Consider the following 20,131-nt stretch of genomic DNA (forward strand, 5'->3'; position numbering starts at 1 on the left):
TATTTTATAAGTTTTAATTTTTATTAAATAAAATACTTTTTCAACTTTTTATTCTCTTTCTATTTTTATAAGATTCATATTGTCATCAATTTTATAAAACTCATTATTATATTTTATTTCATTGTCTACAATTTTAAAGTAATTTGGATTAACATTATTTAACTTTTTCCCTTGATAATAAACATTGTTTTTATCCTTTGCATATAAGTATTCGATAATTTGAAACGTTTTGTAATCAGCATTTTCTATCTTTTTTATCTCTACATTTTCTTCATCCACATAATAGACATTCTTTTCATCTTTTATATATTCATCACTTTTTTCACCATTTTTTTCCTTCAAAAATTTAAGTGTTTTTATATCAGCCTCATTTTTAAATTTAATAAGCGTTTTTCCTTTTTTTATATCATCAGTTTCATCATAATAATAAAAATTATTTTTATCTTTATAAACTCTCATGGAAAAACTTTCAAAAGTATCCTTGTCAATTGGAAAATCCATTTTTTTCGCATATATTTTTTCATTCAAATCATTTTCATAAACAAGATAAAAATCATTCCCGCTTTTAATTATGTTATCAGGAACACTGCTTAACAAAGTCAAAAAATTAAAATTATTCGGACTTACACCTTTCACTTTTTGTCCATAAAAATACAGATTATTCTTATCTTTTGCATAAAAATAGTCCAAATAAACAAACGTCTCCAAATCAACTTTTTCATCAATTTTTTTCATATCAAAATAAGCATTGTTCTTATCTTTAAAATAATAATCTCCAACTGATTTAAGTGTTTTTGTATCTACATCTTTCAATTCCTTTTTTTCATCAGCATCAAAAACAATTTTCTCATCCTTCACAAAATGGCTTCCAAATATTTTAGCATTTTTAGGATCTATTTTTTCAATCTTTTCCCCTTGATAATAAATATTATTCTTATCTTTTGCAAAATCATTTTCCAATATTTCAAATGATTTTTTATCTATATTTTTTAATATTCTTGTCTTTTCTTCACTCCAGTCCCGATAATAAATTTCACCATTTCTTTTTATATATTCTGCATTCACAATATTTCCTGTCAAAATTAACAACCCAAATATTTTTAACAATTTTTTTAAATTCAAAATTATCACTCCCTAAATTTCTTTCGTTTTTAAATAAAATGGCATCAGTAATTTAAAGCCTTTTAAAAATTCCTTTGTCAAATCTTCAAGATTTTCAAATTTTTCAATTTCTTCCACATCAAATTTAACAAGCACTTTTCTGATATTTTTCTCTTTCATATCTTCAAGTAATTTTTCCCTATTTTTTTCACTTCCTTCAATTCTATCCAGCATACAGTTTTCCTTACTTTTTGAAAACTGCACAAAATAATAAAGTGGCTTCTTAATTGGCAAGTCTAAAACCTTATTCTGTCTTTCAAGAGTATTTTCCCCAATTTTACGTTCAACAAAACTCACTTCCATCGAAATTCCCACTTTTTTAGTTTTCTCATTTTTAAAGACTCTAAGTGCAATTCCAGATTCATTTTCAGTATCTCCATCCTGCTTCAAAAACACCCAAAGATAAGGTCTTGCAACCTGTCCTTGATTCATCCAGCTGCTAACTTTCTGCAAATGAAATCCCTCCACATTTTCCTCCACAGATTTGGCTATTTCAGTAAAAATCTTTCGTGCATTCTGTCCATTTTTTCTAAAAAGCTCCATATCTTCCTTTAAATCTCCTGCTTTTTCAGGTTTAATATATTTTCTCCCAGCATAATCTGTATATTCAACTAATGGCTTGTAATTAAATTTTTTAGTCATAATTTATCATCTCTTTTCATTTAATTTTTATAAAATTATAGCATATTTTATTAAAATAAAAAACTATACACTTTCTCCATTGTAAATAGAAAAAATATATAGCTTCAATTTCACTTTGTAATTTTACTTGTAAAGTATTCAATTTTTTAATTCCTTTTTCTCTTTAATTCCCATTAAACCTTCTTCCTTTCTAATTCTGAATACTTATCTTTCCCAATGATCTTTTCATGTTTCTAATACTTTAAAATTTATTTTTTATTCAAATATTTTCACACAACTTTTTATAGTCATTATTTATCCAGTTTCTATAATTTATCCAAATTGCATTATAAAGCGGTTCTCCTGTTAATTTTTGAATATATAATTTTCCTTCTGGAAAATAATTTTTCGTAAAAAGATGAATATTAAGGCTCACTGACATTTTTTATCAGTAGTTTCACCTCCAACAAATAAAGGTAATAAGTAATATCCAGTTTCAATCTCATAAATATACTAATATTCTCCTATTTCCTTCAATACCATTTTTATTCCTTTTTCTGTCAAAAATTCAGAAAATACTTCTGCAATCCTCATTTTTTCTCATCCTGTTAACTTCACATTCCCAAATTGTAATAACACTAACATCCATCTCAAAAAGCTTCTCACGAACCTCAATATCCCTCTCTACATTTCTCCTAAACTTCTTTTCCCAATATTCAGCATGCGTCTTAGGAAAAGTTGCAATTTTACAATTTTCATGCCTATGCCAAAAACATCCATTTACAAATATTGCAGTATTATATTTCAAAATATAAATATCAGGCGTTCCTGGAAGCTCCGAATAATTAACCCTGTATCTATATCCCATTTTATAAAGCAATTTACGGATATATATTTCAGGTTTAGTATTTTTAGATTTTATTCTTGCCATGTTCTGGCTTCTTGTGAGAGGTTTTTTCTTTTTCATTTTTTATTAAACCCTCAATTCCTCCCTATCCTCAAGAATCTCATCCTTGTATCTATCCAAAATCGGATTAATCTCATTCTTCACAAAATCCTCAGTCTGCTGTCCAGCAAATCCAGTATAATTAGCTGAAACCAAGATTCCTTCCATATCTTCTGCTTTAAGTCCTAATCTACCGTCTTTTATAATTCTGTCAATTAGTCTGTTAGGATTTCCGTTCAATTTAATTTCCTTTGTTTCTTCCATCGAAAGTTCTCTAATAATTTCGTGAACTTCTTGTCTATCCATTCCTTTTTTTACTGATTCCATAATGATGTTTTCGGTTGCCATAAATGGTAATTCCTTTTGAATATTTGCTTCAATCACTTTTGGATAAACGACAACTCCGTCCATAATGTTAAGCCAAATAATCAAAATTGCGTCCACCGCTAAAAATGCTTGTGGAATCGAAAGTCTTTTACTTGCCGAATCGTCCAATGTTCTTTCAAACCATTGTGTTGCAAAAACTAATGCTCCTGTTTGTGAACTTGAAATCACGTATTTGGCAAGTGATGAAATTCTTTCACTTCTCATCGGATTTCTCTTGTAAGCCATCGCACTTGAACCAATCTGATTTTTTTCAAATGGCTCTTCTAGTTCCTTCAAATGCTGCAGTAATCTAAAATCGTTCGTAAATTTATGAGAAGATTGAGCAATATTCGACAATAAATTTAAAATTTGTGCATCTACTTTTCTATCGTAAGTTTGCCCCGAAACACCTTGTTTTTTACCAAATCCAGCTTTCTCAGTAACCAGTTCATCCAACTGTTTTACTTTTTCAAAATCTCCTTCAAACAACTCTTTAAAACTAGCCTGTGTACCAGTAGTCCCTTTAACTCCTCTAAATCTCAAGTTTTCAAGTCTGAATTCCAGCTCTTCAAAATCAAGAAGCAAAGAATGAAGCCACAATGTCGCTCTTTTACCAACCGTTGTAAGCTGTGCCGCCTGAAAATGCGTAAATCCTAGAGTAGGCAAGTCTTTATATTCCAATGCAAAATCTCTCATTTTTTCAATCAAAGTAAGCATTCTTCTTTTAATAACTAAAAGTCCTTCCTTAATTTGAATCAAATCAGTATTATCCCCAACATACGCACTTGTCGCTCCCAAGTGAATGATTTTTCTTGCATTTTTCGCCTGTTCTCCATAAGTATGAACGTGAGCCATCACATCGTGTCTCAATTTTTTCTCAAATTCTGCCGCAACTTCAAAATCCACATCATCCTTAAATTTTTTAAGTTCTTCAATCTGCTCATCCGTAATAAAATCAAGCCCAAGTTCCTTCTCAGCCTCAGCCAAATTTATCCACAACTTTCTCCAGGTTCTAAATTTAAACTCAGGTGAAAAAATATGCAACATTTCCTTACTTGAATATCTCTCCGCCAACGGATTTGAATATATACTCATATTTTCCATTTTCCCATTTCCTCCTACTTGATTTGATTTATTTTTCCTGTAATTTATACTCTGAATCTAAATTCCAGTTAAATCCAGTACCTAATATATCCCAATCATAATTTTTATTTTTTATTTTTGAGTTTTTACGATAACAATTTTCACAACATGTTATTATTTGAGCTTCGGAAGAATATGATAAAATACTCAAAATCCCAAATAATATAATTACTATTTTATTCATAATTCTCCTTCATATACACAAAATCTTAATTTACAAAACTTTCTAGTAACTAATTATCCCAAATGTAAATTGCCCCATCCTTAAAATAAATCTTTTTTACTTCATCTTTATTTACATTAAAACTAAAATCAAAGGGCTTAAATTTGATTCCTTCATTATTTTCTAAAAATCCTATTATAGAAATTTCTTCATCACTATTAATAAAATTTTCCATCATTGCAGTGGAAATTGTTTTATTTATAATAATTTTTGGATTTTTTCCATTTACTTGAAAGTCTTTTTCTGTATAAACTTTTTTATTATTTCCAGTTGCCTTAAAATTTTCATATTCCAATTCTATTTTATTTTTATCAGTTTTTGAAACTCTAGTTCCAACTAATTTCAATGTAATCGTATTAAAAGATAAATTTTGAGCAGTACTTTCATTCACAGTTTTATCAATTTTAGACTTTTTACCATTTTGTGCTGGAGCTGAAAATGAAATTGCTCCTACAGCCAACATCAACACTACTAATATTTTTTTCATTACTCATTCCTTTCTTTTTTCAAATAATCTTTTTATATTTTATCGTTCATCAATAACGCTCTCTTTCCTGCTTGCATTATTTCACAACTTCCCCATTCCAATCTTTTATTCCACCAAAATCAATCACGTTTGTATAACCTTTTTCAATCAATTTTAATGCTGCTTCCCTGCTTCGTCTTCCACTTCTGCAATAAACTAGAATTAAAGCATCTTTATTTTTCAATTTTGTTTCTGCTTCATTTTCAATAGTTTCCAATGGAACAGAAATCGCATTTGGAATATGCCCTTCGTTATATTCTTCCAAAGTTCTAACATCTACAACTATAACTTTTTGAGTTTCCATCATCTTTTTAGCTTCATCTGAAGTTATCTTTTTATATTCTGCTTTTTTCCCAGCTTTCGCTTCTTTTGACATTGTTAAATCCTTTTTTTCGTTTCCTGTTTTACTACAAGAAAATCCAAACACAGAAAATGCTCCTATCATTGTCATCAACATTATTTTTCTTATTTTCATTTTATCTCTCCATTTCATTATTCAAATTTTTTATTTTGTAATTTTTCTCAAATTCAATATCTTGCTTTTCTTTTATAAAATTCTTATTTCTATCCAAAAGTCTTTTTCTAAATTCTAAAATCTTATCTTTTTAATTTACTTCATTTCTTAAATAATTTCCTCCAACTTTCAAAAATTACTTCACAAACTCTCCCAAATCATATCTATAAATATTCTGACTTCTTTCAGGCCCTACTGAAATCATGGAGATTTTACATTTCAATTTTTTCTCAATGTATTCAATATATTTTTTACAATTTTCTGGCAAGTCTTCATAATTTTTTATTTGCGTAATATCTTCTTTCCAGCCATCTAATTCATCGTAAATTATTTTCAAGTCTTTGGATTTTCTCAAGTTTCCAGGATAAGAATGATATACTTTTCCGTCAATTTCATAACCTACAGCCACTTTTATTTTTTCAAATCCTGTCAATACATCTAGTTTTGTCAACACAATATCTGTCAATCCGTCAATCAGAACTGCATATTTTGCTATTACCAAGTCGAGCCATCCACATCTTCTTGGACGTCCTGTTGTTGCTCCAAATTCGTGTCCCACTTTTCGTAAAGTTTCCCCGTCTTCATTTTCTAACTCTGTTGGGAAAGGCCCTTCTCCCACTCTTGTTGTGTAGGCTTTCATAACTCCTAGCACTCTTGAGATTTTTGTTGGAGCGACTCCTGTTCCGACTGTTACTCCGCCAGATGTTGGCGATGATGAAGTTACATAAGGGTAAGTTCCGTAGTCAATGTCAAGCATTAACGCTTGAGCTCCTTCAAAAAGTACTGTTTTTCCATCTTCAATGCCTTCATTGATTTCTACAACCGCATCAATTATTCTAAATTTTATTTTTTCAGCAAGTTTCATAAATTTTTCGTAAAGTTCTTCCAAATCAAAAGTTCCTTTACCGTATCTAGTCAGCATATCGTTTTTTTCATTCACGTTCCAAGTAAGTTTATCCCTAAATCTTTCAGGATCTAGTAAATCACCAATTCTAATTCCATTTCTTGCGATTTTATCAATGTAGCAAGGACCTATTCCTCTTTGAGTCGTACCAATTTTATTTTCACCCATAGCTTCTTCCTTAGCCTTATCAATTTCGATATGGTAAGGCATTATTATGTGTGCTCTTTCATCGATAAATAAATTATCCAGCTTTTTTCCTCTTTTTTCAAGTTCATCAATTTCCGTCAATAATACTTCAATATCAACAACAACTCCAGCTCCAATTATACATTTTCCAGCCGAGTTAATAATTCCAGACGGCAATAAATGCAAAATAAATTTTTCATCATTTACAACGACAGTATGTCCAGCATTGTTACCACCTTGAAACCTAACTACATAATCCGCTTTTGGAGAGAGTACGTCAATAATTTTACCTTTTCCTTCATCTCCCCACTGCGTTCCCACAATTACAAAAGTATTATTTTCCATATTTCATTCCTCCTAAATTTTTAGAATTTTCTTACTTTTTTAAAAACTGAACCATAAAAACTAAAAAATTTACCTTACTAAAATTTTATCTTTTTACTATTCATTTTACTATATTTACTATTTTTTTTCAATTGATTTAAATCTTTTAATAAAATAATTTTCACAAAAAAATAGGAGTTATCTTATTTGTCACAAATAACTCCTATTAATCAATTTCTATTTTATTTTTAGTAATTTACTTCCCCTCAAAGTAATCAAGCACTTCCATTAAGCTATCAAACTTTTTATAAACCAATTTTTCAATTTCCTCTGTTGGTTTCAACTTATCTGGCACCATAATTGGAAATGTCCCAGCTGCATGAGCCGCTCTTATTCCATTGAACGAATCTTCAAATACAACTGTTTTTTCAGGAGATACCCCAGCTTTTTTTGCACTTATTAGAAATACTTCCGGATCAGGTTTCCCGTGAACAACATCTTCTGCTGTCACTAAATGGGAAAAATATTTTTTTATACCTTTTCCTTCTGTTAATGCCTCTGCCAGATGTAAATCCGATGAAGTAGCTAAAATCATCTGTTTATTATTTTTCTTTAAAAATTCAAGCAATTCTAATGCTCCTAATTTTAGGGGAACTTCGCCTTTTAGTCCTTTTTCCAGTATGTAATTTTTAACTTTTCCCATCATTTCATCATACGGAAATTCCTCACCCAATGCTTCCTTAAACAATATTCTTGCTTTGTCATTTGTAACACCTGTAGTTTTTTCCACAATGTCATTTGTTATTATGTATCCTTTTTCTTTAGCAACTTCACGTCCATATTCCACATAAATAGTTTCTGTATCAAACAATAATCCATCCATATCAAATAAAAATAGTTCTATTTCATCAAAAAATTTCTTTCCCATAATAAGCCTTTCCTTAATTTTATTTTTCGTTTTCAAGTATTGAAACTGAACGATGTGCAACAGAAGTTATCACTTCATTAAATTGTAATATTCCAACACTTAAAAATATTGCTACAGCCAGATGTTCCCCTTCTCTTGCCAGTCCAATTTTTCCACCGACACTAAGACCGTTTATAATTGCTTCAATTTGGCTCATTGCTTCCCGCATTGCACCGATTACCGCACCATCGTGAGCATGCACGTCTTGAATTAGATTATTTCTTTTGGCTGCCATTAAGGCGCTTTCTATAAATTTAAAACGTGATTGCGGCATTGCACCACCAACATTTACTGCGGCCGTCTTTATACCAGCTTTTTTGTAATCCTGCATCAATTTTTTTTCCTCATCACGTGAAGAAATTGACATTTTCAATGCTGTTCTGCATATTTCGACACTTTTATTATTTTCTTCCATTTTTGGAATCTCCTTAAAGATATAATTTTTATTTACTTAATTTTCGTACTTTATCAGTAATTCCACAGCTTCTACATATCCTTCCTTACCTTTACCATAAATCTGGGCAATGCAGGCAGGAGCTGTAACAGAAATTTTTCTAAATTCCTCTCTTTCGTGAATATTGCTCAAATGAACCTCCACAGCAGGAATAGATACAGATTTTATCGCATCCATAATTGCATAGCTGTAATGAGTATACGCTCCAGGATTTATTACAATCCCATCAACTTTATTAAAATATGCTGACTGCAAAAAATCTATAATTTTTCCTTCAGAATTTGACTGCAATATCTCGATTTTTACATCTTCATTTTCAAATTTTTCTTTTATGTATTTACAAATGCTGTTATAATCATCATTCCCATAAATACCTTTTTCCCTGATTCCGAGAAAATTTAGATTAGGCCCGTTTATAATTAATATTTTTTTCATTATTATTTTCCCATCCATCTTTTTATAAAATTTTCCCCTTTAATACAGTAATTATCCTGTCGACAATTACATCTATATTATCATCATTTTTAATAATAATATCAGCATACCGCCTATACAGCTTTATTCTTTCATCATACAGTTTCTGAATATTATCAGTATTCTGTAAAAGAGGTCTATTCCTATGGTTTTCTCTCGAAATGTCGTCAATTGTTCTATTAAGAAATACAACAATTCCGTTTTCTTTCAAAATATCAATGTTTTCTTTCTTTTTAACAGCCCCACCGCCTGTCGAAATAATAATTCCCTCTTTTTCCGATAATTCCTTCAAATATTTTGTTTCAAGCTCTCTAAAATACTCTTCCCCTTCATTTGAAAAAATGTCTGAAATAATCCTATTTTCCTTTTCTTCTAAATATCTATCCACATCCAGAAGCGGATAATCAATTTTTTTTGACAGCCAGTACCCGATTGTACTTTTTCCACAGGCAGGCATCCCAATCAATACTATATTTTTCATATATTATCTACCTTTTTTCATAGAATTTTTAATTTTTACTTTCTAAAATTATATTTTTTTAAATTGATTTTCCCCTTCCACATATTCATATCCAGCATCTGAAAATCTATCTAAAAGTTCCTTTTTATCAACACCATAATAATTTACAAGATCATCTAAATCTAAAAATTCATCACGCAACTTCATATTTACAAGACTATAAAGCAGCATTGTATCTTTAGTTTCAAAATTTATCATTCTTTGCTCCCTTTTTTACAAAATTATTTTCACTTTTGACTCATCATTTTCATCAATATTTTCAATTATGACATTTTTACTTGCGTCAGCAAATAAAGTATAATACTCATTTCCTCGTTTTTCTAGAAAATCTCCAATTCTAACATTTTCAGCCCCAAGATTTCCTACCACTTCATAAATTTCGTTATAGATTGTTTCTAAAAATCCAATATCAAAAATAGTAAATAATTCAGGCTCGTTGTCAATTCTTGAAAATGTCTTTTGCGGAACAATGAAATACAATGTTGATTCATATCCCATATTTATTCCAAAAATAGAGTATCCACGGTGTTCAAGATCATAATTTATAATTGAATATAAAATATCCACAAGCGATTCATCATACTCAAGCTCTTTAGAACGGATATTTTCCCAATTTACATTAAGACTGTCAGGATCTATACCTTTTTTTTGAAGCAATTCCCTAAATCCGTCAGTGTAACCTTTTGCCATAAATTCATAAAGATAGCAATCTGAATATTTTATCATATATTGATAATAAAAATCTGAAAAAGTTTCTATTCTTTCGTGTCCTTCTTTCTCATTCAAAAACTCTTCACCCAAATATTTTTTTATAGTCTCTTCAGCTTTAAATAAATATTCTCTTCTTGCTCCTATATATTTTATAAATTTATCTCCATCCATTACTTCCGAAGCAAAATCATCAAGTTCATTATAAATTGTAAGATCAAGATGTTTTATACTGTTGGTAGTATTTTTTTCTTCTTTTTTATTTTCTAGTTCTTCATTACTTTTTATATTTTTTTCACTCATTTTGACTCCTCTCATCTTTTAAATTTTAATTTTTAGCTTTATAATAACTTAAATGTCTTATTAATATAATACAACTAAACATACTTAGATTTTAAATAAAATATTTGTAATTTTTAAGTTATTTTTTGAAATCTGTTTTACTATTTATTTTCAGATTTTTTACTAATCGATTGAATTATAAATTTAATATTTGAAATATTTTCAAATTTTGCTAATTTTTTTAATTTTTCTTTATTCTCATAAGATAATGCAGACATATCTATATAATCATCAAACCATTTGTCGTAGTTTCCATAAGATTTTCTAAGCTTTTTCAAACTCGACTTTGCTGCTGCTGCAGCTTTTTTCTTTTCCTTTCCTTCATTCCCTCTTACGTCCAGCAATCTTTCCAGCTTGTCATACTCCTCATTTACAAGCGTTTTCATTTGAGCCGACGACATTTTCTTGTAATCCTCTTTTGAAATTTTATCGCCCACACTATATAAATAGTCATAGATGGCATTAATATTTGCATCTACAGTTTTAGCATCTTTTTCAGCTTCAAGATAAGTATTCATATTTAAGTTAAATGTTTCCAACACAAGGTAAGTATTAGTATAAGAATATGATTGGAACTCTCCTGCTTCTGCAAGAAAACTCCCAAATGCATTTTTTAGAAATTTTGGATATTCCACTACATAATCACTATAATATGCATACATTGTTCTAAAATTAGATTTTCTATTTCCAGAAAGCCTTGCAAATTCCCTATCAAAATATGAACGATTTTCACTATACAAGCTTGACATTGTTTCTGAATAGGCGGCATTGGCAATAGTTCCAGATCCTGCTGATGAATTAAAGTGTTTGTCAAAGATTGTTTTTTGCTTTTCATTGCCTGCATCAATAATCTCCTTATTTGTTCGTGCAAAACCAATACTTGAAAAAATGAGTATTCCTATAATTATTTTTTTTAACATTAAATTTTCCTTTCTTCTCAACTTTGTTTTTATTTGTATAATTTTTTTTCTAATCTTTTATGAATTTCTTTTATAATTTCTTTGTTATATTCTTCATTATGCCAAATTTCTTCAGATTTTATTGCCTGTGAAATAAGCATTACTAGTCCATTTGCCACTTTTACTCCCTTTAACTTATATTTTATCATAAGAACTGTTTCTTTCGGGTTGTAAACAATATCCACCACTGCATTTGTATTAATTAAGTTTTTTTCTTCAAGCGGGCAGTTATCAACTGCAGGGTACATTCCAACTGGAGTACAGTTTACAATAAGCTCAATATCCCTAAGCCCTGCAATCGCTGAATAATGAATTAACCTGTCTTGCGCCCTCACATTAAAGGGGTCATTTTCAATAATTGTAGCAAGAAAAACATTTTCGGCACCACTGTCAATCAGCCCATTGTAAATAGCCTTTGAAGCTCCTCCAGTTCCAAGCACAAGCACTTTTTTACCCTTTACGTCAATATCATTTAATTCCAAAGTTTTCAAAAATCCAAAATAATCAGAGTTGTCTCCAATCAGCTTGCCATCTCGACATGTTATCGTATTCACTGCCCCAATCTTCTTAGCAGTTTCTGATACTTCATCCAAATATTTAATAACTTCCAACTTATAAGGAATTGTAACATTAATACCATTAAATTCGCCATTTTTTATGCTTTCCATCAATTCCCCAATTTCACCAATCTCCTTTTCAATCATCTTATAGCTTGCTTTTTTCCCAGTCAGCTCAAAAAAAATTTCATGAATTTCCTTTGAATAGCTATGTCCCAATTTTTCTCCTAATAATCCAAATTTTTCCATTTTATTGTTTCCTTCTTTCTGCAAATTAAACTTTCAAATTATTCAATTCTTCCTCTGTCAATTCCCGATATTCTCCAAGTTTCAATTTTTCATCCAGCAAAAGACTTCCCATTTTTACTCGCTTCAAATAAAGAACTTCATTATTGACAGCTTTAAACATTCTCTTCACTTGATGAAACTTTCCTTCAGAAATTGTTATATATGCCAAATTTTCATTTTTTTCAGAATTATTACAAATTATTTCAACTTTTGCCTTTTTTGTTACAAAATTTTCTTCCAATTTTATTCCATTTTCCAACATTTTTATATCATCATCGCTAAGAGAATTTGCTATTTTTACATAATATTTCTTATCTACATGTTTTTTAGGAGAAAGTAAATTATGTGACAAAACTCCATCATTTGTAAGCAATAGCAAGCCTTCCGTATCAATATCCAGCCGTCCAACTGGAAAAATGTCATAAGTTCTGTATTCATTATTCAACAAATCAATAACTGTTTTATGATGATTATCTTCCGTTGCCGAAATTACTCCAGCGGGCTTATTCATCATAATATAGACAAATGGCTTATAATAAATAATTTTATCTTCATATTTTACAATATCTTTTTCTTCATCAATCTGAATTTTTCCATCTTTTACAAAAATATCATTAACACTAATTTTCTTATTTTTTAAAATATCCTTGACTTCTTTTCGTGTTCCAATTCCCGAATTTGCCAAAAATTTATCCAGTCTCATTATTCTCAAACTCCTTTAAAACTAGGCTAAAATCAAAAATTTTAAAATGTAAATTTATTTATATTTCTAAATTATACAGCTTATAATTTCCAAGAATTTGTAAATAATTAGATTTTTCTCTCATTTCCTCAAGTGCCATTTTTACTTTCTCACTAGACATATTTCCTTCAAAATCAATATAAAAATAATATTCCCAAGGTTTACTTACTCTTGGCCGTGACTTCAGATTTACCATATTTAGACCATATTTATAAAAAATCTGCAATAATCCAATTAATGCTCCTGACTCATTATTTGCACTCGTTACTATACTTATTTTATCGCTTCCATCAATTACAATATCCTCATTTGAAATGATAAAAAATCTTGTATAGTTTTCTTCTTCATTATTAATATTTTCCTTCAGCAATTCCAAGTCGTATACTTCTTTTGTTTTCATATTTGCAATACAGGCATTTTCCTTTTTACCTTTTGATGCGATGTATTTTCCGCTAATTGCAGTATTTGTCATTCGATTAAGATGCCACTCATGCTTTGATAGAAATTCTGAACATTGCATAAAAGCCTGTTCATGAGAATAAATGTTTTTTATATCTTCCATTTTACTTCCTTTTATACCAAGCAAGTTGTGTGAAATCTTATGTCTGACTTCTCCAATTATGTGGATATTTTTTGTATTTATCAAGTCAATGCTATCCCGCACTTCTCCAACGATGGAATTTTCTATCGGCAATATTGCAATATCAATTTGATTAGTATGTACAGCCTCTACCAAATCTTTATGTGAATTAAAATGAAAAATATTTTTATTCTCTTCGATATTATAAATATTTGAATTTTTATTATTCTTAAGCAAGTTCATTAGTACTTCGTACGCATAGGAACCAGGTACCCCCGTATATCCCAGCTTTTTATTTTCCAATTTCAAATCATTTACATATCTAGTTGAAATACCAATTTTAAACTTCTGATATTCTTTACTGGAATCCATAATGTCCTTTAAAATCAACTCAATATAGTGATTCAGTTCCTTATTTTTAACTCTTTCTAAGTTTTTCTGAATAACTTCCTTTTCTCGTTTTTCATCGAAAATCTTCTTTCCAGTTAATTTTTTAAACTGTGCCACTCCCTGCACAATATGTAGCCTTTCTTCCAGTAGTTTCACCAGATGGCTATCCAATCTATCAATTTTTTCCCGAATTTCTTCCAAATCCAAATTTTTATTTATATCCATTCATCTTCCCTTTTTCTTCTACAAGAAATAATTTGTTTTTATTATAACATAACTTTTTTAATTTTTCTTTAGAGTATATTAGAAATTAGATTATTTTATATTTCTGATCTTTCAAATCTAACTTCCAACTTTATTCCCAAAATGTAATCTATTTCTTAGGATTTCCCATTTAACAAAATTTCAAAGTCATATATTTAACTCCTTAAAATTATACTAAAATCAGAAAAAAAAAGCAAGAAATCTTCCGTGAAAAATTTATAAATATAATTTAAAATTTACTGTGTGTTAAATGGTTTTACTATACTGATTTTTTATGATATAATCTCTTTATAAAAGCTAGAAAATAAACTCAATTACTTAAACCTGTAAAAATATGAAAGAGAAAAAAATGTCAAAAAATAAAATAATAACTAACCAAACCTGCGGAAAACTCTATATTGCTGGAGAATATTCCATTCTAACAGCTGGGCAAAGTGCAATCATAAAAAACATAAACCTTTTTATGACTTCAAAAATAAATTTTGCTGATAAATATACAATTTTTTCAGATATGTTTGATTATCCTATAACTCTTGAAAAAACGGCTTTCGATAAAAAAGCTTCACAAAATTTTGACAAAAATTATTCACTCATCTGTGAAACAATATCCGTTATGACTGAGTATCTAAAGTTAAATAACTTGGAAATCAAGCCTTTTAATCTGGAAATTAATGGAAAAATGGAAATAGATAACAAAAAACTAGGAATCGGCTCAAGTGGAAGTGTTGTTGTTTTAACAATAAAATCCATTTTAAGCCTATACAATCTAAAAGTTTCAAAGGAAACACTTTTCAAGCTGTCTTCCTATGTGCTGCTAAAACGTGGAGATAACGGATCTATGGGCGATATAGCCTGTATTTCCTACGAAAGCTTAATTTTTTATAAATCCTTTGATAGAAAAAAAATTAGTGAATTAATCAAAAACGAAACTCTGGAAAGTGTTCTAAAAACTAACTGGAATTACGAAATTTCTGAACTTCACTTTAACAAAAATAATTTAAATTGTAATTTTTTAGTTGGATGGACAAAAGAACCTGCTATTTCTAGTAATTTAATAAACATTGTAAAAAGTTCCATTGATGAAAACTTTTTAAAAAATGTAGAAAATATCGTACAAGATTTGAGAATTGCCATGAAAAATGGAGATAAGCCAATGATAAAAAAATGCATTAATAAAAATGGGAAATTACTTCAAAACTTAAATGAAAATATCTATAGCCAAAAATTATTAAAATTAGTAAATTCTGCCCAAAAACTGGATATTTGTGCCAAAAGTAGCGGTGCTGGCGGTGGAGATTGCGGAATTGCCCTTTCCTTTAATAAAAATGATACAAAAACTATTATTGATAGATGGGAAAAATTTGGGATTGAATTGCTGTATGTTGAAAAATTATAAAAAATGTTAATTTTATAAATTTATCTTTATATCATTAAAATAAATATCTTTCCTTTATTTATTTTAGCAGGATTGCTCATTGCCGCAAATCCTGCACCTATGGCTAGACTCCGACTTTTATTTGCCCAACTTCGAAACTCCTCCTTTCAGTCGTCAAACAGTCGCAGCTAAACAAATAAAAGCTCCGTCAATTTATTAAAATTATATTTTTATTATTTAGAAATATCAGGTTTTTTAATAATTTCATTATTTAAATGGAATTCAATTCACTAATTCCTTTATGTATCAAAATATATGATATATTAATTAAAAATAAAAATAGGAGAAATATGAAAAATAGAAAAGATGATCATATCAAGTATGCATTGGAACATGAAAGTGAATATAACAGCTTTGACGATGTTGAACTTATTCATAGTTCCATTCCAAAATATAATCTGGATGAAATTGATTTATCAACTCATTTTGCAAGCCATGATTTTGAATTTCCATTTTTTATTAACGCAATTACAGGCGGAAGCGAAAATGCGAAAAAGATTAATCAAAAACTGGCAAAAGTTGCAAATGAATGCAATTTGCTGTTCGTAACAGGCTCGTATAGTGCCGCTCTAAAAAATTCTGATGATGATTCATTTAATATTGTAAAAAAGGAAAATCCAGATTTACAGCTTGCCACAAATATTGGAATTGATAAAAATTATACAGCTGGAATTGCCGCTATAAAGGATTTAAATCCATTATTTTTACAAGTTCATGTAAATCTAATGCAGGAATTGATTATGCCAGAAGGCATCCGAAATTTTAACGAATGGGAAAACAATTTAAAAGAATTTGTCCAAAATATAGAAATTCCAATTATTTTAAAAGAAGTTGGATTTGGAATGATTGAAGATACTATAAAACAAGGAATTGGGCTGGGAATAAAGACTTTTGACATAAGCGGGCGTGGTGGCACAAGTTTTGCCTTTATTGAAAATATGCGACGTGAAAATAGCCTTGATTATCTAAATAACTGGGGACAAACTACTGTTTCCTGCCTTTTAAATCTAAAAGATTATACTGACAAAGTGGAAATTATCGCAAGTGGGGGTGTAAGAAATCCCCTGGATATGATAAAATGCTTAGTTTTAGGAGCAAAGGCTGTCGGTCTTTCCAGAACGATTTTAGAATTAGCTGTAAAATATGATGTTGAAAACATAATCAAAATTGTGGAAAACTGGAAAACTGAATGCAAAATGATAATGTGTGCCTTAAATGCAAAAAATATTAAAGAATTACAAAATACAAAATATGTTTTGTACGGAAAAACATTGGAATTTTCTATGCAAAAATTTTAATAAATCTGCTGATAACTTAACTGTATATCAAAAATTGATTTTAAATGAATATAATTAAAGAAAGAGAGTTAATTAATGAAAAAAAAAATTATAGTTTATGATTTTGACAAGACAATCTACGACGGAGAAACTGGTGTTAATTTTTCCACATTTTATTTAAAAAAATATCCACTAAAATCTATTTTATTTTTGATAAAATATTCAAAGGATTTACTTTTTTATCTAATAAAAATAATAAATCTAACTACTTTGAAAGAAAGATATTTTGAATTTTTAGAAAGCCATTCAAGAGAAGAAATTGAAAAATTAGTCGCAGATTTCTGGGAAACTAAAAAACATAAAATTTATCCGTGGATAAAAAGCGAACTGGAAAAAAACAAAAAAGAATGCGAAATGGTTATCGTGTCTTCTGCTAGCCCATTATTTCTAATAGAAAAATTTTTATTATCACTTGGCTATGACAAAGTCTTTGGTACAAATTTTGTAAACGATAACAAGGAAACTTTCATTGCCAAAATTGATGGAGAAAATAATAAAGGTGATGAAAAAGTAAAGAAATTGAACGAATGGGCAAAGCAAAATAATTTTGAGTATGAAATCATAAAATTTTATTCTGACAGTCTAGCAGACAAGCCACTTTATGATATTTCCAAAAAAACATACTGGATTAAGAATGGAATTAAACTTGATGGAATGCCACCTCGAAAAACATTATTTGATAAATTATTTTGGAAATAATATTTTTAAATAAAGATAAATCTCAAGTATTAATTAAAGTATAAAAACTATAAAAAGGGAACTATTCTAATTCTATCAAAACTAGACATAATTCCCTATTTTTATTTCATTCCTAAATTTTATCCAAAAAATTAAACTGTTAACAATTCTTTTTCTTTTTTACTCAAAGCATCGTCAACTTGTGCGATATATTTATCTGTTGATTTTTGTACTTTTTCTTCGCTTGATTTTAGTTCATCTTCTGTAATTTCGCTGTCTTTTTCAAGTTTTCTAAGTTTATTATTTACGTCTTTTCTTACGTTTCTGATTGCAACTTTTCCTTCTTCAGCTTCTTTTTTTACCATTTTTACATATTCTTTTCTACGATCTTCTGTAAGTTCTGGCACAACAAGTCTAATAACTTTACCATCATTTGATGGATTAAATCCTAGGTTTGCCTGTAAAATAGTTTTTTCAATTACTGGGATTAATGTTTTATCCCAAGGATCTATTACTAATAATCTAGCTTCTGGAGCTGAAACTGTTCCAACTTGATTAAGAGGAGTTTGAGCACCATAAGCTTCTACTGTGACTCCATCAAGCATGGAAACACTCGCACGTCCTGCTCTTACGTGAGAAAATTTATCTTTTGTGTTTTCTAAAGATTTTTGCATTTTTTCTTCAGCTTCTTTTAAAATTGCATCTAACATTCTTACCACCTTTTTATTTTTTATTAAAATATTTTGTTTTTTATTTTCTTATTTTGTTTTATATCAATTATTTTTTTACAGTTGTTCCTATATTATCGCCTTGTGCCATTTTCAAGATATTTCCTTCTTCCAAAGCGTTAAATACTACAATTGGCATTTGATTTTCTCTACATAATGAAAGTGCTGCCGTATCCATTACTCCAAGATTTTTTGAAATAGCCTCGTCAAATGTTACTGTATCATATCTTACAGCATCATCAAACTTCATCGGATCTTTGTCATAAATTCCATCAACTTTTGTACCTTTTGCAAGTACATCTGCCTGAATTTCCACAGCTCTCAATGCTCCCGAAGAATCTGTAGTAAAATAAGGATTGCTTGTTCCACCTGCAAAAATAACGACTCTTCCTTTTTCTAGATGTCTTATTGCTTTACGTCTAATATAAAGCTCAGCTACTTGCGGCATTTGAAGCGCTGTCATAACTCTTGTTGGTACTCCTATGCTTTCAATTGAATTTTGCAGTGCAAGTCCATTCATGATTGTTGCAAGCATTCCCATTGTATCTCCAGTCACTCTGTCAAAGCCTTTTTCCATTCCGCTTATTCCACGAAAAATATTTCCACCACCAATAACGATAGCAATTTGCACACCTTTTTCATGCACATCCTTTATCTGTTTTGCAAAACTTTCAAGCACTTCATTTGAAAAACCAAATTCTTTGTTCCCTGCAAGTGCTTCTCCACTTAGTTTTAATAATATTCTTTTATATTTAAGCATTATAGGAGCCTCCATGAATTTTATATAGGTTATAATAACCTCCGTTTAAAAATTTACGAAAAAATAAGGGGATAATTCCCCTTATAATTAATTTCCAGAAATTTGTGCAGCTACTTCAGCAGCGAAATCTACTTCTTCTTTTTCGATTCCTTCTCCAACTTTAAATCTGTCAAATGAATTTATTGTACTTGGGGCAATAAATTGTTCGATAGTAACACTGTCATCTCTAACATATTTTTGTTGTACTAAGCAGTTTTCTTCGTAGAATTTTCTCATTTTTCCATCCAATATTTTTTCAATGATATTAGCTGGTTTTCCTTCTGATTCTAACTGATGTCTTGCAATTTCTTTTTCTCTTTCCAAATCATCAGCTGTAACTTGTGATTTATCTAAATATTTTGGATCCATTGCTGCAATGTGCATTGCAACACCTTTTGCTTTTTCAATATTTTCAGGAGTAGCTTCTCCATTAACATTTAATAATACACCAATTTTTCCACCTAAGTGAATATAAGTTTCGATAAATCCGTCAGTTGAAACAACTTTTAATCTTCTAATATTCATATTTTCACCAATTTTAGCGATTAATTCTGTCAAATGAGTTTCAACAGTTTTTCCTTCAAGTTCAAATGCTTTTAATTCATCTTCGCTTGTCAAGTCATGGCTTAAAGTCAATCCTACCAATTTTTCTCCAAAAGATTTAAATTCATCATTTTTAGCAACGAAGTCAGTTTCAGAGTTGAATTCCAAGATAGCACCTTTTTTTCTATCTTCAGAAATCGCTGCAAATACCAATCCTTCTGCTGCAACTCTTCCAGATTTTTTAGCTGCCTTAGCAATCCCTTTTTCTCTTAACCAGTCAATTGCTTTTTCAATATCTCCGTCATTTTCTTGTAAAGCTTTTTTACAGTCAAGCATTCCTGCTCCTGTTCTTTCTCTTAATTCTTTAATAAGTGCTGTTGTAATTGCCACTTTATTTCCCTCCTATATTTTTAATTTTTTATTTATTTTACTTAATGATTAATTTATCATTC

Annotated in this window: 24 protein-coding genes; 3 read left to right on the plus strand and 21 right to left on the minus strand. The window is 29.3% G+C overall.

The features are described from left to right. Positions 1–48 precede the first annotated feature (48 nt). The 18 genes from HMPREF1552_RS05965 to HMPREF1552_RS06050 all read right to left on the minus strand — a co-directional run bounded on the left by HMPREF1552_RS05965 (position 49) and on the right by HMPREF1552_RS06050 (position 14,120). The gene (locus HMPREF1552_RS05965) at positions 49–1,122 is read right to left on the minus strand and encodes a DKNYY domain-containing protein (protein ID WP_039901295.1); all 1,074 of its coding nucleotides are present in this window, start codon (positions 1,120–1,122) and stop codon (positions 49–51) included. A gap of 12 nt (positions 1,123–1,134) precedes the next feature. Beyond that, complete coding sequence (locus HMPREF1552_RS05970; RefSeq protein ID WP_021744218.1) at positions 1,135–1,803, minus strand: hypothetical protein; 669 nt, start codon at positions 1,801–1,803, stop codon at positions 1,135–1,137. Positions 1,804–2,350: 547 nt separating this feature from the next. After that, the gene (locus tag HMPREF1552_RS05975) at positions 2,351–2,749 is read right to left on the minus strand and encodes a very short patch repair endonuclease (RefSeq protein ID WP_021744220.1); all 399 of its coding nucleotides are present in this window, start codon (positions 2,747–2,749) and stop codon (positions 2,351–2,353) included. Positions 2,750–2,755: 6 nt separating this feature from the next. Further along, entirely contained in the window at positions 2,756–4,198 is a 1,443-nt protein-coding gene (gene purB / locus HMPREF1552_RS05980; RefSeq protein WP_021744221.1) for an adenylosuccinate lyase, read from the minus strand. Positions 4,199–4,226: 28 nt separating this feature from the next. Continuing rightward, on the minus strand, positions 4,227–4,421 hold the full coding sequence (locus HMPREF1552_RS05985) for a hypothetical protein (protein ID WP_021744222.1): 195 nt from the start codon (positions 4,419–4,421) through the stop codon (positions 4,227–4,229). A 49-nt stretch (positions 4,422–4,470) separates the two neighbouring features. Continuing rightward, positions 4,471–4,947, minus strand: a complete 477-nt coding sequence (locus HMPREF1552_RS05990) for a hypothetical protein (protein WP_021744223.1) — start codon at positions 4,945–4,947, stop codon at positions 4,471–4,473. Positions 4,948–5,023: 76 nt separating this feature from the next. Beyond that, the gene (locus HMPREF1552_RS05995) at positions 5,024–5,461 is read right to left on the minus strand and encodes a rhodanese-like domain-containing protein (protein WP_039901297.1); all 438 of its coding nucleotides are present in this window, start codon (positions 5,459–5,461) and stop codon (positions 5,024–5,026) included. A gap of 175 nt (positions 5,462–5,636) precedes the next feature. Further along, positions 5,637–6,935, minus strand: a complete 1,299-nt coding sequence (locus HMPREF1552_RS06000) for an adenylosuccinate synthase (protein WP_021744225.1) — start codon at positions 6,933–6,935, stop codon at positions 5,637–5,639. Positions 6,936–7,170: 235 nt separating this feature from the next. Beyond that, entirely contained in the window at positions 7,171–7,842 is a 672-nt protein-coding gene (locus tag HMPREF1552_RS06005; RefSeq protein WP_039901298.1) for an HAD family phosphatase, read from the minus strand. A 19-nt stretch (positions 7,843–7,861) separates the two neighbouring features. Further along, entirely contained in the window at positions 7,862–8,296 is a 435-nt protein-coding gene (locus HMPREF1552_RS06010) for a HutP family protein (RefSeq protein WP_021744227.1), read from the minus strand. A 36-nt stretch (positions 8,297–8,332) separates the two neighbouring features. Beyond that, complete coding sequence (gene aroQ / locus HMPREF1552_RS06015) at positions 8,333–8,770, minus strand: type II 3-dehydroquinate dehydratase (protein WP_039901309.1); 438 nt, start codon at positions 8,768–8,770, stop codon at positions 8,333–8,335. Positions 8,771–8,792: 22 nt separating this feature from the next. After that, the gene (locus HMPREF1552_RS06020; RefSeq protein WP_021744229.1) at positions 8,793–9,290 is read right to left on the minus strand and encodes a shikimate kinase; all 498 of its coding nucleotides are present in this window, start codon (positions 9,288–9,290) and stop codon (positions 8,793–8,795) included. A gap of 48 nt (positions 9,291–9,338) precedes the next feature. Beyond that, positions 9,339–9,527: a DUF4250 domain-containing protein gene (locus tag HMPREF1552_RS06025; RefSeq protein ID WP_021744230.1), complete on the minus strand. Its 189-nt coding sequence runs from the start codon at positions 9,525–9,527 to the stop codon at positions 9,339–9,341. Between the two features lie 15 nt (positions 9,528–9,542). Next, positions 9,543–10,340 (minus strand): hypothetical protein, encoded by a 798-nt coding sequence (locus HMPREF1552_RS06030; RefSeq protein ID WP_039901299.1) that lies wholly within the window; start codon positions 10,338–10,340, stop codon positions 9,543–9,545. A gap of 140 nt (positions 10,341–10,480) precedes the next feature. After that, the gene (locus HMPREF1552_RS06035) at positions 10,481–11,299 is read right to left on the minus strand and encodes a hypothetical protein (protein WP_021744232.1); all 819 of its coding nucleotides are present in this window, start codon (positions 11,297–11,299) and stop codon (positions 10,481–10,483) included. Between the two features lie 29 nt (positions 11,300–11,328). Beyond that, positions 11,329–12,144 (minus strand): shikimate dehydrogenase, encoded by an 816-nt coding sequence (locus tag HMPREF1552_RS06040; RefSeq protein WP_039901300.1) that lies wholly within the window; start codon positions 12,142–12,144, stop codon positions 11,329–11,331. A gap of 25 nt (positions 12,145–12,169) precedes the next feature. Beyond that, complete coding sequence (locus HMPREF1552_RS06045) at positions 12,170–12,886, minus strand: pseudouridine synthase (RefSeq protein WP_021744234.1); 717 nt, start codon at positions 12,884–12,886, stop codon at positions 12,170–12,172. Positions 12,887–12,944: 58 nt separating this feature from the next. After that, entirely contained in the window at positions 12,945–14,120 is a 1,176-nt protein-coding gene (locus tag HMPREF1552_RS06050) for a chorismate mutase (protein WP_021744235.1), read from the minus strand. 388 nt (positions 14,121–14,508) lie between these two features. Between HMPREF1552_RS06050 and HMPREF1552_RS06055 the strand changes: the two genes are divergently transcribed. The 3 genes from HMPREF1552_RS06055 to HMPREF1552_RS06065 all read left to right on the plus strand — a co-directional run bounded on the left by HMPREF1552_RS06055 (position 14,509) and on the right by HMPREF1552_RS06065 (position 17,630). Next, positions 14,509–15,555, plus strand: coding sequence for a phosphomevalonate kinase (locus HMPREF1552_RS06055; protein WP_039901301.1), 1,047 nt, complete (start codon positions 14,509–14,511; stop codon positions 15,553–15,555). Between the two features lie 329 nt (positions 15,556–15,884). Beyond that, on the plus strand, positions 15,885–16,892 hold the full coding sequence (gene fni, locus HMPREF1552_RS06060; protein WP_039901302.1) for a type 2 isopentenyl-diphosphate Delta-isomerase: 1,008 nt from the start codon (positions 15,885–15,887) through the stop codon (positions 16,890–16,892). Positions 16,893–16,967: 75 nt separating this feature from the next. Beyond that, positions 16,968–17,630 carry an HAD family phosphatase gene (locus HMPREF1552_RS06065; RefSeq protein ID WP_021744238.1) on the plus strand — a complete coding sequence of 221 codons (663 nt, stop codon included), beginning with the start codon at positions 16,968–16,970 and terminating at the stop codon, positions 17,628–17,630. Between the two features lie 131 nt (positions 17,631–17,761). Here the strand turns inward: HMPREF1552_RS06065 and frr are convergent, their stop codons facing one another. The 3 genes from frr to tsf all read right to left on the minus strand — a co-directional run bounded on the left by frr (position 17,762) and on the right by tsf (position 20,069). Beyond that, positions 17,762–18,319, minus strand: a complete 558-nt coding sequence (gene frr / locus HMPREF1552_RS06070; RefSeq protein WP_021744239.1) for a ribosome recycling factor — start codon at positions 18,317–18,319, stop codon at positions 17,762–17,764. Positions 18,320–18,386: 67 nt separating this feature from the next. Beyond that, complete coding sequence (pyrH, locus tag HMPREF1552_RS06075; RefSeq protein ID WP_021744240.1) at positions 18,387–19,112, minus strand: UMP kinase; 726 nt, start codon at positions 19,110–19,112, stop codon at positions 18,387–18,389. A 72-nt stretch (positions 19,113–19,184) separates the two neighbouring features. Further along, positions 19,185–20,069, minus strand: a complete 885-nt coding sequence (gene tsf, locus HMPREF1552_RS06080) for a translation elongation factor Ts (RefSeq protein WP_021744241.1) — start codon at positions 20,067–20,069, stop codon at positions 19,185–19,187. Positions 20,070–20,131 lie beyond the last annotated feature (62 nt).

Origin of the sequence: Leptotrichia sp. oral taxon 879 str. F0557 (assembly GCF_000469385.1) — a bacterium.
Lineage (GTDB): Bacteria > Fusobacteriota > Fusobacteriia > Fusobacteriales > Leptotrichiaceae > Leptotrichia > Leptotrichia mesophila.